11 protein-coding genes are annotated in these 13,322 nt (G+C 70.7%); 9 read left to right on the top strand and 2 right to left on the bottom strand.

Features of this window, described 5'->3' with window-relative positions; translation table 11 throughout:
• Positions 1 to 137 precede the first annotated feature (137 nt).
• Complete coding sequence (locus FKR81_RS07155; protein WP_146350139.1) at positions 138 to 2,315, bottom strand: translocation/assembly module TamB domain-containing protein; 2,178 nt, start codon at positions 2,313 to 2,315, stop codon at positions 138 to 140.
• A gap of 80 nt (positions 2,316 to 2,395) precedes the next feature.
• On the opposite strand from FKR81_RS07155, the gene FKR81_RS07150 reads away from it, so the two are divergent.
• The gene (locus FKR81_RS07150; protein ID WP_146350138.1) at positions 2,396 to 3,577 is read left to right on the top strand and encodes an AI-2E family transporter; all 1,182 of its coding nucleotides are present in this window, start codon (positions 2,396 to 2,398) and stop codon (positions 3,575 to 3,577) included.
• Between the two features lie 3 nt (positions 3,578 to 3,580).
• Here FKR81_RS07150 and FKR81_RS07145 read toward each other — a convergent pair whose 3' ends face one another.
• Positions 3,581 to 4,777, bottom strand: a complete 1,197-nt coding sequence (locus tag FKR81_RS07145; protein ID WP_146350137.1) for a GGDEF domain-containing protein — start codon at positions 4,775 to 4,777, stop codon at positions 3,581 to 3,583.
• 137 nt (positions 4,778 to 4,914) lie between these two features.
• Here FKR81_RS07145 and macS (FKR81_RS07140) point away from each other — a divergent pair, with 137 nt between their 5' ends.
• From macS (FKR81_RS07140) to FKR81_RS07105, 8 genes are read left to right on the top strand one after another with little or no spacing between them, the layout of a single operon-like run.
• Entirely contained in the window at positions 4,915 to 6,075 is a 1,161-nt protein-coding gene (macS, locus tag FKR81_RS07140) for a MacS family sensor histidine kinase (RefSeq protein WP_235921359.1), read from the top strand.
• Entirely contained in the window at positions 6,072 to 7,070 is a 999-nt protein-coding gene (gene macS / locus FKR81_RS07135; RefSeq protein WP_146350136.1) for a MacS family sensor histidine kinase, read from the top strand. The genes macS (FKR81_RS07140) and macS (FKR81_RS07135) overlap by 4 nt, the downstream gene beginning before the upstream one ends.
• A gap of 11 nt (positions 7,071 to 7,081) precedes the next feature.
• Positions 7,082 to 7,729, top strand: coding sequence for a response regulator (locus FKR81_RS07130; RefSeq protein WP_146350394.1), 648 nt, complete (start codon positions 7,082 to 7,084; stop codon positions 7,727 to 7,729).
• Positions 7,726 to 8,292 (top strand): DUF1707 SHOCT-like domain-containing protein, encoded by a 567-nt coding sequence (locus FKR81_RS07125; protein WP_146350135.1) that lies wholly within the window; start codon positions 7,726 to 7,728, stop codon positions 8,290 to 8,292. The genes FKR81_RS07130 and FKR81_RS07125 overlap by 4 nt, the downstream gene beginning before the upstream one ends.
• Before the next feature lie 36 nt (positions 8,293 to 8,328).
• The gene (locus FKR81_RS07120) at positions 8,329 to 9,786 is read left to right on the top strand and encodes an SDR family oxidoreductase (RefSeq protein ID WP_146350134.1); all 1,458 of its coding nucleotides are present in this window, start codon (positions 8,329 to 8,331) and stop codon (positions 9,784 to 9,786) included.
• Positions 9,787 to 9,822: 36 nt separating this feature from the next.
• Positions 9,823 to 10,854 carry an L-threonine 3-dehydrogenase gene (gene tdh, locus FKR81_RS07115; protein ID WP_146350133.1) on the top strand — a complete coding sequence of 344 codons (1,032 nt, stop codon included), beginning with the start codon at positions 9,823 to 9,825 and terminating at the stop codon, positions 10,852 to 10,854.
• A complete protein-coding gene (locus FKR81_RS07110; protein WP_146350132.1) occupies positions 10,854 to 12,032 on the top strand; it encodes a glycine C-acetyltransferase in 1,179 nt (392 codons plus the stop codon). The genes tdh and FKR81_RS07110 overlap by 1 nt, the downstream gene beginning before the upstream one ends.
• A gap of 12 nt (positions 12,033 to 12,044) precedes the next feature.
• Positions 12,045 to 12,929 (top strand): LysR family transcriptional regulator, encoded by an 885-nt coding sequence (locus FKR81_RS07105; RefSeq protein ID WP_146350131.1) that lies wholly within the window; start codon positions 12,045 to 12,047, stop codon positions 12,927 to 12,929.
• The last annotated feature ends 393 nt before the right edge of the window (positions 12,930 to 13,322 follow it).

Raw genomic sequence — 13,322 nt, 5'->3', positions numbered from 1 at the left:
GGAAACGCCGACGATCCAAGTGATCAAGTCGACGGCGTGAGCCTGCCAGTCACGCCTCCCCGAATGCACGCCCAACGCACCCGGTTAACTACATCGTGTGACGAACACAGCGTGTAGCTCGATCTCACGATTCGTAATCAGGCCCGCTTGAGGACGCGTGCGGCACCTGCCGCGGCGGTGGACGCGAGGATCCAGCCGACGGCCACGAGCACCGCGGAGATCCACTGGGACGCTCCGGTGAACTGCCACCTGCCGTCGTGCCCGATGCTGATGATGGGGATCAGCAGGTCGAGCGAGAGCAGCCAGGCGTTCCACACCGGGTCCTCGTCGGCGTTCAGCTTCACCATGGGGTGCGCGAGGAACCAGAGCGACCCGCACAGCCAGAAGATGCCGAGCCAGCAGATCGCCAGCCACGGCCGGTAGCCGTAGCCGACCGTCCAGCGCTGGAGGAAGCCCCAGAACCGGCCCGCCCTGCCGAGCTCGGAGTAGCGACGGCGCTGCTTCTCCAGCTGGACGTGCTGGGCCAGCTCCTCCTCGCCGCCCTCGCGGTAGACGGCGGCGAGCTGCTCGTACGGTCCGGGCGCGAAGTCCGGCTGGATCCTGAGCAGCCAGGCGAGCCGGGTGTGCACGCCGACGTCGGGCTCGGCGCTGATGCCCTCGAACGTGAAGTCGTCGACCTCGACGCCGCCGGTCGCCGCCCACAGGCCGGGGCCGTCGGTCACCGACGTCGCCTTGACCCGGCTCAGCGTCACGCGGCCCTGCGGCGCGTGCTCGTCGGAGATGTGCAGGCGGAGCTGGTGCACGGTGAGGCCGTACGCGTTGAGCGCGATCTCGGTGTTCGGCCCGCCGAGCTGCGAGTCGCTGAACGTCGCCATCTTGCCGACCTCGGCCAGCCGGATCCGGACGCCGCCGACGGCCTTGAAGCCGCGGCTGCACAGGAGGTCCTTGCCGATGGTGGCGACGCGCGCGTCGAGCGACGGCTTGAGCGTGCCGTTGGTCCGCAGCCGGGGGAGCAGCAGCTGGGCGCCCGAGCAGTCGAGGGTGGAGCCGATGGTCGCGTTCTGCAGCCGGATCGAGCCCTTGGCGTTCAGGTCGCGCAGGAAGAGGGTGCCGCCGACGTCGATGCGGTCGGCGAACAGGACGTCGATGCCCGGTCCGTGCAGCATCACGCCGGACATGCTGGCGCTGCCCCTGATCCGCGCGTTCGACAGCCGCACCTGGCCGTAGCAGTGCAGCGGCCTCGAGCGCTTGCCGTCGCCGTTGTGCGTGCCGCGCGCCTCCAGGTCGCCGCGGACGTTGAGGCCGTCCGCGTGCAGCGCGACCGGGATGCGGTTGGTGATGTCGCCTGCCAGCTCCTCGGCGATCTCGCGCGGCCCGATCACCGCGCCGGACAGCCGCAGGTAGCCGCCGACCAGCGCGTTGGGCAGCCGGACGGTGCCGGAGCTGGTGAAGCCGTCGTCGAGCTCGACGTTGCCCTCGACCCGGACGCGGTCGGCGACGAGCGTCGCGGCCTCGTCGGCCAGTCCGTGCGGGATGACCAGCACGCGGTTGTCGACCTGGTGGTTGGAGTGCAGCCGGGCGCCGGTGAACTCGAGGTTCCCGCCGACGCGCGCGCCGTCGAGCAGGATCCGGCCGTCGGTGGTGAACCGGCCGCCCTCGGCGTTGCAGAAGAGGTTGCCGGCGACGACGATCCCGGACGCCTCCAGCGCGTCCGCGCCGGGGTTCATCAGCCGGGCACCGCCGAGGTGCACGCTGCCGCCGATGTTCGCGCCGCGCAGCCGGACCTCGCCGTAGGCCCGCATCGCGATGGCCTGGATCGAGCCGGACACGCGCAGCCTCGCGCCGAGCAGCGCGTGCGACGCGTTGCCGCGCAGCACGGAGCCCGCGAGCCGCAGCGTGCCCTCGACGGCGGCGTCGGTGATGTCGACCGTGCCGTCGGACGTGAAGCCGGCTTCGAGCACGAGGTCGCTGGTGACCCGCAGGTTGCGGCCGGACAGGCCGGGCATGCGGCAGCCGCGCAGGCGCAGCCCGACGAGGTTGGCCATCCGCAGGTCGGGGGTCTGCGAGAACACGCAGTGGTAGAGGTCGATGACGTGCGCGACCCGTGCGCCTTCCAGGTCGAACGGGCCGGCGATGCGCGCGTTGCGCAGCTTCATCGACGGCAGTCCGGTCCGCCGCAGCCGGTAGAGACCGGTGAGCAACCCGGTGACGACGACGCCGCGCACGGTGCCGCCGTCGAGGTCCAGCTCGCGGCCCCCGGCGAACGCGACGCACACCTGGCGTTCGAGTTCGGTGAACTCGTCGGGCTTCAGCACTGTCCCTCCCCCTGTGACGCGTCAATCCGATCATTCCGACATCGGGGTTGGCCAGGGGTTGAGCGGTTACGGTGATCCGCGTGAGCGCACAGGATTCGGACATCAGCAATCGGGTTCCGCGGCTGCTGCGCGTCAGTGCCGCGTTGAGCTGGCGTTTCGTGGTCATCATCGCGGCGCTGTACGTGGTCGCCTACGTCTTCGGGTTCCTCGCGACGATAGTGATCCCCGTCGCCATCGCACTGCTGCTCGCGGCGCTGCTGTCGCCCGCGGTGTCGCAGCTCGTGCGGTGGCGGGTGCCGCGGGGCGTCGCGACGACCGTGGTGCTGATCGGTGGGATCGGGGCCGTCGGCGGCGTGCTGACGTTCGTGATCACCGAGTTCACCAGGGGTCTCCCCGAGCTGGAGTCGCAGGTGTCCGCGTCGCTGGACGCGATCAGGAAGTGGCTGCACGACGGCCCGCTCCAGCTGAGCGACCTGCAGCTGCAGAACTACCTCGACCAGGTGGTCAAGACGGTCAAGGAGAACCAGTCGGCGATCACGTCCGGTGCGCTGACGACGGCCGCGACCGTCGGCGAGGTGCTGACCGGGCTGCTGCTGGCGCTGTTCACCCTCATCTTCTTCCTGCACGACGGTGACGGGATCTGGCGGTTCATGACCCGCGCCGTGCCGTCCGACGTGCGCGACCGCGCGGACGTGGCCGGTCGCCGCGGTTTCGCGTCGCTGGTGTCGTACGTGCGGGCGACGGCCGCGGTGGCGGTGGTCGACGCGCTCGGTGTCGGCATCGGCTTGGCCGTGATCGGCGTGCCGCTGGTGGTGCCGCTGTCCGCGCTGGTGTTCCTCGGCGCGTTCATCCCGATCATCGGTGCTGTCGTGACCGGTGTGGTGGCCGTACTCGTCGCGCTGGTGGCGAAGGGCCCGCTGGCCGCGTTGATCGTGCTCGCCGTGCTGATCGGCGTGATGCAGCTGGAGTCGCACGTGCTCCAGCCGATCCTGCTCGGGCGCGCGGTGAAGCTGCACCCGCTGGCCGTCGTGCTGGCGATCACCACCGGGTTGATCGTCGGCGGCATCTCGGGTGCGCTGCTGGCCGTCCCGCTGCTGGCGGTGCTCAACTCCGGCGTGCGGTCGCTGCTGTCGGAGTCGGACGCGGACATCGATCCGAAACAGGTCGACGTGCTCAAACCCCAGGACACGGGCCCTGCCGACGACGACAGCGACCGCGTCGAGGAGCTGGGCGAGGACTCCAAGCCCGAGAAGAAGAAGTAGTACTCAGGCCATCGAGACCAGGTTGCGGCCGTACGCCTTCGCGGAGAGCAGTGCGGCGTCGGCCGCGACCAGCAGGTCGGGCAGCTCGTAGCCGAACCGGCTGGTGGTGGCGACGCCGATGCTGACGGTCAGCCCGTGCAGCTCGTGCGGGTGACCGTCGGTGGCCATCGTGGGCACGCGCAGCGCCGCGACGGCCTTGCGCATGCGTTCCGCGACGGCCTCCGCCACCTCGGGCGTGGCCTCGGGCAGCAGCACGACGAACTCCTCGCCGCCGAACCGCCCGACCAGGTCACCGCCTCGGACGGTGCCGCGCAGCAGCAGCGCGATCGCGCTCAGCGCGGCGTCACCGGCGAGGTGGCCGACCTCGTCGTTGACCCGCTTGAAGTGGTCGAGATCGAGCAGCATGACCGCCGACGACCTCGCCTGCTCGTTCGCCTTCGTGAGCTCGTAGCGGGCGCGGCTGTCCCAGTGCACCGCGTTGGACAGGCCGGTCTTCGCGTCGCGCTGCGCGGACCGGCGCCACTGCGGGAGCTGCGCGGCGCGTTCCAGCAACGCCATCGGCGGGCCCGCGATCAGCGCGTGCACCGGGTTCGCCGCGGCGACGCAACCCATCAGTCCGCCGATGCTGACGGCGACGACGCCGAGCACCGCGTCGATCGGCTCGCCGACGTTCTGCTCGAACGTGGCCTCCGGGCGGCGCAGCTTCAACCCGAGCGCGATCAGTCCGGCGCGGACCACCAGCACGATCGTCGCGCCGAGCACCATCATCGCGATCTCGGACGTCGGGTGGTGCCAGCCGACCAGGTAACGCGTGCCGAAGACGGCCAGCGCGGTGGCGGAGAGCGTGAAGATCCAGCGGTAGGCCTCCGGCCGTTGCGCGAGCACGCAGTGCAGCGCCGGGCCGAACAGGAGCAGCACCAGGAGGTTGGGCGGGAGGGCGCAGATGCCGGCCGTCAGGTAGCAGAGGTGCGCGGCCCACGGGTTGCGCTCGGTCTCGCGGAGGCGGTGACTGTAGATCGAGCTGCCGATGATCACGGCACCCGCGGTGCCCGCGATCGCGGCGAACCTGCCGATCTCGGACGGTGTCGGTGGTGCGGACGACGCGATGACGTAGCTGATCACCGCGAGCGCCAGGGCGTCGATCACGAGCCAGTAGCAGAGCGCGGGTGTGCGCAAGGTCCACAATGGCCAGTCGCGCACTCTCTGCCCTCCCCCGAAACGGGAGCGCTCACCGGACCGCGCAAGCGTCGCACATTCGGCCGTTCGGCAGAAGACGGCCACCTGGGGGTTAGCCAGCCCACGTTCACGCGGCAGGATGGTGGCGAAAGGAGCACACCGTGCGCGCAAAGCCTGCCATTCCGGGGACCAAGGTGATCGAGGATCCCGTCGCGCCGCTGTGGCGCGGGGTGGTGGCGCTACGCATAGTCACATTCCTCTTCGCGACCGGCGCCGTGATCGTCCAGCAGGACGACTACAAACGGGCGTGGCTGGCGTGGACCGTGATCGGCGCGATGGCGCTGTGGTCGGTCGTGACGAGCAGGCTGTACAGCAGCGAGGCGGGCCGCAAGCGCTGGATCGTGCTCGTCGACCTGCTGCTGACGTGCGGGCTGATGTCGTTGTCGCCGTGGATCCTCAGCGACCGGCAGCTGCTGGAGTGGAACACGCCGCTGATCACCACGATCTGGGCGAGCGTGCCCGCGGTCGCCGCGGGTGCGGTCGGAGGCAAGCGGTGGGGTTTCGCCGGTGGCCTCGCGGTCGGGTTGTCGACGTATTTGTCCAAGGGGCAGATGAGCGTCGACCTGATGCGCGACGTCGTGCTGCTCGCGGGTGCGGGCCTGGTCGTCGGCATGGCGGCGACGACGGCGCGGCGCTCGGCGGTCCGGCTGGCGCAGGCGTTGCGCACGGAGGCCGCCACGGCCGAACGCGAACGGCTCGCCCGCTCGATCCACGACAGCGTGCTCCAGGTGCTCGCACGGGTGCGCAAGCGCGGACTCGAGGTGGGCGGCGAGGCCGCTGAGCTCGCGATGCTCGCCGGTGAGCAGGAGGTCGCGTTGCGCGCGCTGGTCGCCGCCGCGCCGACCGAGTCCACCGTGGACGGCGAGGTCGACGTGCGGCCGGGACTGCAACTGCTGGCCACGCCGAGGATCCAGGTGTCGACGCCCGCCACGCAGGTGATGCTGAAGTCCGCCGTCGCGACCGAACTGACGTCGCTGGTGCGCGAGGCGTTGTCCAATGTGGACAAGCACGCCGGTCCGAGCGCGCGGGCGTGGGTGCTGCTGGAGGACCTCGGCGACGAGGTCGTGCTGAGCGTCCGCGACGACGGCCCCGGCATCCCGGACGGCCGCATCGCCGACGCCGAGGCCGAGGGCCGAATGGGGATCGCGAAGTCGATTCGCGGCCGCGTCGCCTCGCTGGGTGGGACCCTTGAGCTGCAGACCGGACCCGGCGAGGGCACCGAGTGGGAGGTCAGGGTGTTCACGAAGGCGCAGCTCGCGTGACCAAGGACCCGGCCACACCGCTGTGGCGCGGCACCGTCGTGGTGCGCGTGTTCACGCTGTGCTTCGCGGTGGTCCACGTGATCGCCGAGTCGGAGGCGTACCAACGGCCGTGGCTGGCCTGGACCATCCTCGGCGCGATGGCCTTCTGGACCGTGTTCACCGGGTTCGCCTACTGGGGCGGGTGGGGCCGGACCAAGCCGGTCGTCGTGGCCGACGTGGCGGTGATCTGCGTGCTGATGGCGTTGTCCCCGCTGACGATGACGGACCTCCAGCTCCAGTACTGGAACGTGCCGCTGACGACGACGGTGTGGGCGAGCGTGCCCGCGCTGGCGGCCGGTGCGCTCGGCGGGCAGCGCTGGGGTCTGCCCGCGGCGCTGGTGATCGGGCTGAGCACGTACCTCACCGAGGGCGCGCTGACCGTCGGGCTGATGCGCGACGTCGTGCTGCTGATGGGCGCGGCGGTGGTCGTCGGGCTGGCGGCGAGCGTCGGCAGGTCCGCGACGATGGCCAGGCAGTCGTCCAGCCGGATGGCGGAGGCGTTGCGCGCGGAAGCGGCGGCGGGCGAACGGGAACGGCTCGCGCGGTCGATCCACGACGGTGTGCTGCAGGTGCTGGCCCGCATCCACAAGCGCGGACTCGAGGTCGGCGGCGAGACGGCCGAGCTCGCCCGGCTCGCCGGCGAGCAGGAGATCGCGTTGCGCGCGCTGCTCGCGGCACCCGGTGAGTCGACCGAGGACGGCGAGGTGGACCTGCGGTCGGCGCTGCGGGTGCTGGCTACGCCCGCCGTGCAGGTGTCGGCGCCCGCCACGCGGGTCCTGCTGGACTCCGCCGTCGCCGACGAGCTGACCGCTCAGGTGCGGGAGTTCCTGTCCGGGGTGACCGGGCGGGCCTGGGTGCTGGTGGAGGACCTCGGCGACGAGGTCGTGATCAGCATCCGGGACGATGGCGACGGGGAACGGGAAGTTCGGGTGCAGAGGAAGGGGGTGCTCACGTGACGGTTTCGGTGATGGTCGTCGACGACCACCCGATGTGGCGCGAAGGCGTGGCGAGGGACCTGGCCGAACGCGGCTTCGAGGTCGTGGCCACGGCCGGTGACGCCGCGTCCGCGATGCGGATCGCCAAGGCGGTGCGGCCGAACGTGGTGCTCATGGACCTCAACCTCGGTGAGCTGTCCGGCGTCGACGCGACGTTGATGATCACCGGCGAGTTGCCGGAGACCAGGGTGCTCGTGCTGTCCGCCAGCGGCGAGCACGACGACGTGCTCCAGGCCGTGAAGGCGGGCGCGTCGGGTTACCTGGTGAAGTCGGCGTCGGCCGAGGAACTGGTCGAGGCCGTGAACCGCACGGCGGCGGGCGACGCGGTGTTCACCGCCGGGCTCGCCGGTCTGGTGCTCGGCGAGTACCGCAGGATGGCCGCCGCACCGGACGACGCGGAGGACAAGCCGCAGCTGACCGATCGCGAGACCGAGGTGCTCCGGTTGGTCGCCAAGGGGCTCACCGCACGACAGATCGCCAACCGCCTGGTGATCTCGCACCGCACCGTGGAGAACCACGTGCAGTCGACATTGCGCAAACTGCAACTGCACAACCGGGTGGAGCTGGCGCGTTATGCAATCGAGCACGGTCTCGACAGCGAACCGGAGGCAGAGAGATGACCGAACCGAGAGACTTACGCGTCTCTGACGCCGAGCGCGAGCACGTCGTCAGTCTGCTGAACAAGGCCGTCGGGCGGGGGCTGATCACCCTCGACGAGTTCACCTCCCGCACGGACACCGCGCTGGCGGCCGTCACCCGCGCCGACCTCAACGCCGTGGTGGTCGACCTGCCGGGGATGGTGAACACCGAGCTGAGGCCGGTCGTGCCCGCGAGCGAGCGGGTCGAGCTGAAGAACACCATGTCGTCCACCAGCCGCAAGGGCCGCTGGGCCGTGCCGCGCGAGCTGGTCATCCACAACAAGCTGGGGTCGACGGACATCGACTTCACCGACGCCGAGATCCCGTACCCGGTGGTGAGCATCGAGCTGGACGTGACGGCCGGGTCGGTGAAGCTCGTGGTGCCGGACGGCGCCACGGTGAACACGGACGCTCTCGAGATGACCATGGGCGACCTGTCGGACAAGATCGGCGACGGGATGGGGCAGCCCCACTTCGTGCTCTCCGGTGCCATCCGGGGTGGGTCGGTGGCGATCCGGCGGAAGAAGCGCGGCCTGTTCCGCTGATCTGCGGGGCCTGCTCGGGGCGCCGAGTATCGATGTATGCGCTGTCTCGTCACCGGATCGACCGGATACCTGGGCGGACGACTCGTTCCCCGGCTGCTCGCGGCCGGGCACGACGTCCGCTGCCTCGTGCGCGATCCCGGCAAGCTGCGCGACGTCCCGTGGGCCGGTGACGTCGAGATCGTGCGCGGCGACGTGCTCGCCGACCTGGGATCCGCGATGCGCGGCATCGAGGTCGTGCACTACCTCGTGCACTCGCTCAACGACGACGACTTCGCCGACGCCGACCGCAGGGCCGCGCGGAACACCGCGCAGGCCGCTCGCGAGGCCGGCGTCGGCCGGATCGTCTACCTGGGCGGGCTGCACCCGCCGGACGTCGAGCTGTCGCCGCACCTCGCGTCGCGCAAGGAGGTCGGCGAGATCTTCCTGGCCTCCGGTGTGCCGTCGGTGGTGCTCCAGGCAGCGGTGATCATCGGCTCGGGCTCGGCCAGCTTCGAGATGCTGCGGTACCTGACCGAGCGCCTGCCGGTCATGGTCACGCCGCGCTGGGTGCACAACAGGATCCAGCCCATCGCGGTGCGGGACGTGCTGCGCTACCTGGTCGACTGCGTGACGCTGCCGCCGGACGCGAACCGGACGTTCGACATCGGCGGGCCGGACGTCCTGACCTACCTGGAGATGATGCTCCGGTACGCCGAGGTCGCCGGCCTGCCCAAGCGCCGGGTGCTGCCGGTGCCGGTGCTGACCCCGAAGCTGTCCTCGCACTGGGTCAACCTGGTGACGCCCGTGCCGAGATCGATCGCGGCACCGTTGATCGAGTCGCTGGTGCACGAGGTGGTGTGCCGGGAGAACGACATCGCTTCGCTGCTGCCGGGGGCGAACATCGGCTACGACCGGGCGGTCGGGCTCGCGCTGACCAAGATCCGCGACGCCGACGTCGAGACGCGCTGGTCGGGTGCCTCGCTCCCCGGCGCGCCGTCGGACCCGCTGCCCACCGACCCGGAGTGGTCGGGCGGCTCGATGTACACCGACGTGCGCGAGCAGCGCACGACCGCGTCTCCCGAACGGCTGTGGGAGGTCGTCGAAGGCATCGGTGGTGAGCGCGGCTGGTACTCGTTCCCGCTGGCCTGGGCGGTGCGCGGCTGGGCCGACCGGCTGGCGGGCGGGGTCGGGCTGCGGCGCGGACGGCGTGATCCCCAGCGCTTGCAGGTCGGTGAAGCGCTGGACTGGTGGCGGGTCGAGGAGCTGGACCGCGGCCGGTTGCTGCGGCTGCGCGCGGAGATGAAGGTGCCCGGCGGGGCGTGGCTGGAGCTCCAGGTGGCGGGCGCCGACGCGGGCGAGTCCACTTACCGGCAACGCGCGGTGTTCGTGCCGCGCGGGCTGGTCGGGCACCTCTACTGGTGGCTCGTCCTGCCGTTCCACGGCATCGTCTTCGGCGGCATGGTCCGCAACATCACCAGTGAAGCGGAGCTAACAAGTGAATTCAGAAAGTCCTGATGGACTGCACAAGCGGGGTGGGGTGACACTTCCCGCATGAAGGCACTGGTCAAGCTCGCGGCAGGGCCGGGACTCGAACTCACCGAGGTTCCCGACCCCACGCCTGGCCCCAACGACGTGGTCGTGCGCGTCCTGCGCACCGGCATCTGCGGCACCGACCTCCACATCGACTCGTGGGACGACTGGGCGGCGCAGAACATCAAGGCGCCGCTCGTGCTCGGGCACGAGTTCGTGGGCGAGGTCGTCGAGACCGGTGCCGCGGCGTCCAACGTGAAGGTCGGTGACCTGGTCAGCGGCGAGGGTCACCTGGTGTGCGGCCACTGCCGCAACTGCAAGGCGGGCAGGCGCCACCTGTGCGCCAACACCAAGGGACTCGGCGTGCACAGCGACGGCGCGTTCGCGCAGTACGTCGTGCTGCCCGAGCAGAACGCGTGGGTGCACCGCACCGAGGTCGACCTGGACGTCGCGGCGATCTTCGATCCGTTCGGCAACGCCGTGCACACCGCGCTGAGCTTCCCGGTCATCGGCGAGGACGTGATCATCACGGGCGCCGGGCCGATCGGGATCATGGCCGCGGCCGTCGCCAAGCACGCGGGTGCGCGCAACGTCGTGATCACCGACATCAGCGAGCACCGGCTGGAGCTGGCGCGCAAGGTCGGCGTCGACCTCGCGTTGAACGTCGCGGGCAAGACGATCGCGGACGCGCAGGCCGAGCTGGGCATGGCCGAGGGCTTCGACGTCGGCATGGAGATGTCCGGCAAGCCGGTCGCGCTGCGCGAGATGATCTCCAACATGGCGCACGGCGGCCGCATCGCGATGCTCGGGCTGCCCGCAGAGGAGTTCCCCGTCGACTGGAGCAGCGTCGTGCTGAAGATGCTGCACATCAAGGGGATCTACGGCCGCGAGATGTTCGAGACCTGGTACTCGATGACCGTGCTGCTGCAGCGCGGGCTCGACCTCACCCCGGTGATCACCCACCGGTACGACTTCACCCAGCACGCGGAGGCGTTCGCCACCGCTCGGGAAGGCAAGTGCGGCAAGGTCATCCTCGACTGGACGGGAGCCTGATGTACGGCGACATGAAGAACGACCTGCGTGCCGGTCTCGAGGAGATCCGCGCGGCCGGCCTGTACAAGGCCGAGCGGGTGATCGGCACGCCGCAGAACGCCGCGGTGCGCGTCGGCTCCGGCGACGAGGTCCTCAACTTCTGCGCCAACAACTACCTCGGGCTCGCCGACCACCCGCGGCTGATCGAGGCGGCGAAGTCCGCGCTCGACCGGTGGGGCTTCGGCATGGCGTCGGTGCGGTTCATCTGCGGCACGCAGGAACCGCACAAGGAGCTGGAGGCCAAGCTCTCCGAGTTCCTCGGCACCGAGGACACGATCCTCTACAGCTCGTGCTTCGACGCCAACGGCGGCCTGTTCGAGACGCTGCTCGGCGCTGAGGACGCGGTGATCTCCGACGAGCTCAACCACGCGTCGATCATCGACGGCGTGCGGCTGTGCAAGGCTCGGCGCTACCGCTACAAGAACCGCGACATGGACGACCTGGAGCGTCAGCTCAAGGACGCGGCCGACGCGCGGTACCGGCTGATCGCCACCGACGGCGTGTTCTCCATGGACGGCTACCTCGCGCCGCTCGACGAGATCTGCGCGCTGGCCGAGCGGTACGACGCGCTGGTGATGGTCGACGACTCGCACGCCGTCGGGTTCACCGGCCCGACCGGTCGCGGCACGCCAGAGCTGTTCGGCGTGCAGGACAAGGTCGACATCGTCACCGGCACGCTCGGCAAGGCGCTCGGCGGCGCGTCCGGCGGGTACACGTCCGGGCGCGCGGAGATCGTCGAGATGCTGCGCCAGCGGTCGCGGCCGTACCTGTTCTCGAACTCGCTCGCGCCGTCGATCACGGCTGCCGCGATCGCCACGCTGGACCTGCTGAGCTCGTCCGGTGAGCTGCTGGACCGGCTGCGGGAGAACACCGCGCTGTTCCGCTCGCGGATGACCGAGGAGGGCTTCGACCTGCTGCCCGGTGAGCACCCGATCATCCCGGTGATGATCGGTGACGCGGCCGAGGCGTCCAAGATGGCCGACCTCCTGCTGGAGCAGGGCATCTACGTGATCGGCTTCTCCTACCCGGTGGTGCCGCACGGCAAGGCGCGCATCCGCACGCAGATGTCGGCCGCGCACTCGCTCGACGACGTCAACCGCGCGGTGGACGCCTTCGTGGCAGCACGCACCAAGATGTGATCACGTAGTCGTGTGATCGATCCTCGACGGCTCCGGGTGCTGCGCGCGCTCGCCGACCACGGCACGGTGACCGCGGCGGCGCACGCGCTGCACCTCACGCCGTCCGCGGTGTCGCAGCAACTCGCCGCGCTGGAGTCCGAGGCGGGCCACAGCCTGCTGCGCCGCCGCGGCCGCCGGGTGTCGCTGACCACCGCGGGCGAGCTGCTGGTCGTGCACGCGAACGCCGTCGCCGCCGAGCTGGAACGCGCTCAGGCGACGCTCGACTCGTTCTCCTCCGGCACGTCCGGCCGGGTCGAGGTCGCCAGCTTCGCGTCGGCGATCACCCAGGTCGTCGCACCGGCGATCGGCGCTCTGCGAACCAGCGCGCCGTCCGTGTCGGTCGTCGTGCGGGACGTCGAGGGGCACGGTTCGGTGCCGCTGCTGCTCGACGGCGAGGTCGACGTGGCGATCACCGAGGAGTACCGCTCGTCGCGCACCGACCGCCGGGTGACCCGGTTCCCGCTGTACACCGAGCCGTTCGACGTCGTGCTGCCGCCGGGGCACCTCTTCGCGGGCCCGGAGGTGGATCTCCGTGCACTCGCCGACGAGGACTGGGTCACCACGCTGCCCGGCAACCCCGTCCGCGACGTCGTCGTGCTGGCCTGCGAGAGCGCCGGGTTCGAGCCGCGGATCACGCACACCTCTGACGACTTCCGGGCCATCGGCGCGCTGGTCGCCGCCGGTGCCGGGGTCGCCCTGGTGCCGCGCAACGCGTTGCCCGGTGTGCCGGTGCGGGGCAACGCTCCGTTGCGGCGGGTGTTCGCCGCTGTCCGGATGGGCAGCGAGGAGCACCCGTTGATCCGCCTGGTGCTCGAGCAGCTGACACGAGCAGCCCCCAGCTCGCACTGGCCGGCTTGAAGCGAGGTTGACGCAGATCGCGAGCCAGGCTCCTGCGGTCCCGCGTGCAGATCTTCGTCGGTGGCCTTGACGTTGTGGCAGCGGCGTACCCGCCCAGCAGCTTTCACGAGATGCCGGTAGCCGGATTCACGCCGTCGTGGTTGCTGGGGCCGAACGGGCTGGTCGCGTCATCGGAAGCGCGCGTGATCGCGTTGGGCCGCGGCCGGCGCGTCGCCTCGGCGGGCTCGACGAATCGGCGGTGCTGCGGATCGAACCTGCCTCCTGCCGGCCGCAACGCCCGCTGTGGCGCATCGATGGCCTGCTCCTAGATCGCGGTGACCAACCGGGTCGCGGCTGCCATCGGGACTGCCGCCAGCGTCAGCATCGACGCCAGCCGGATGTCGCACACCCCGC

Source organism: Lentzea tibetensis (assembly GCF_007845675.1).
GTDB lineage: Bacteria > Actinomycetota > Actinomycetes > Mycobacteriales > Pseudonocardiaceae > Lentzea > Lentzea tibetensis.
The sequence above is the reverse complement of the archived record's forward strand: the minus strand, read 5'-3'. Positions and strand labels throughout refer to the sequence as shown.

What these genes read in the sequence shown, in the direction of transcription:
- FKR81_RS07130 (WP_146350394.1), top strand. Translation starts at nt 7,082, where the DNA reads ATGGTCGTCGACGACCACCCGATGTGGCGCGAAGGCGTGGCGAGGGAC.
- FKR81_RS07125 (WP_146350135.1), top strand. Translation starts at nt 7,726, where the DNA reads ATGACCGAACCGAGAGACTTACGCGTCTCTGACGCCGAGCGCGAGCAC.
- FKR81_RS07120 (WP_146350134.1), top strand. Translation starts at nt 8,329, where the DNA reads ATGCGCTGTCTCGTCACCGGATCGACCGGATACCTGGGCGGACGACTC.
- tdh (WP_146350133.1), top strand. Translation starts at nt 9,823, where the DNA reads ATGAAGGCACTGGTCAAGCTCGCGGCAGGGCCGGGACTCGAACTCACC.
- FKR81_RS07110 (WP_146350132.1), top strand. Translation starts at nt 10,854, where the DNA reads ATGTACGGCGACATGAAGAACGACCTGCGTGCCGGTCTCGAGGAGATC.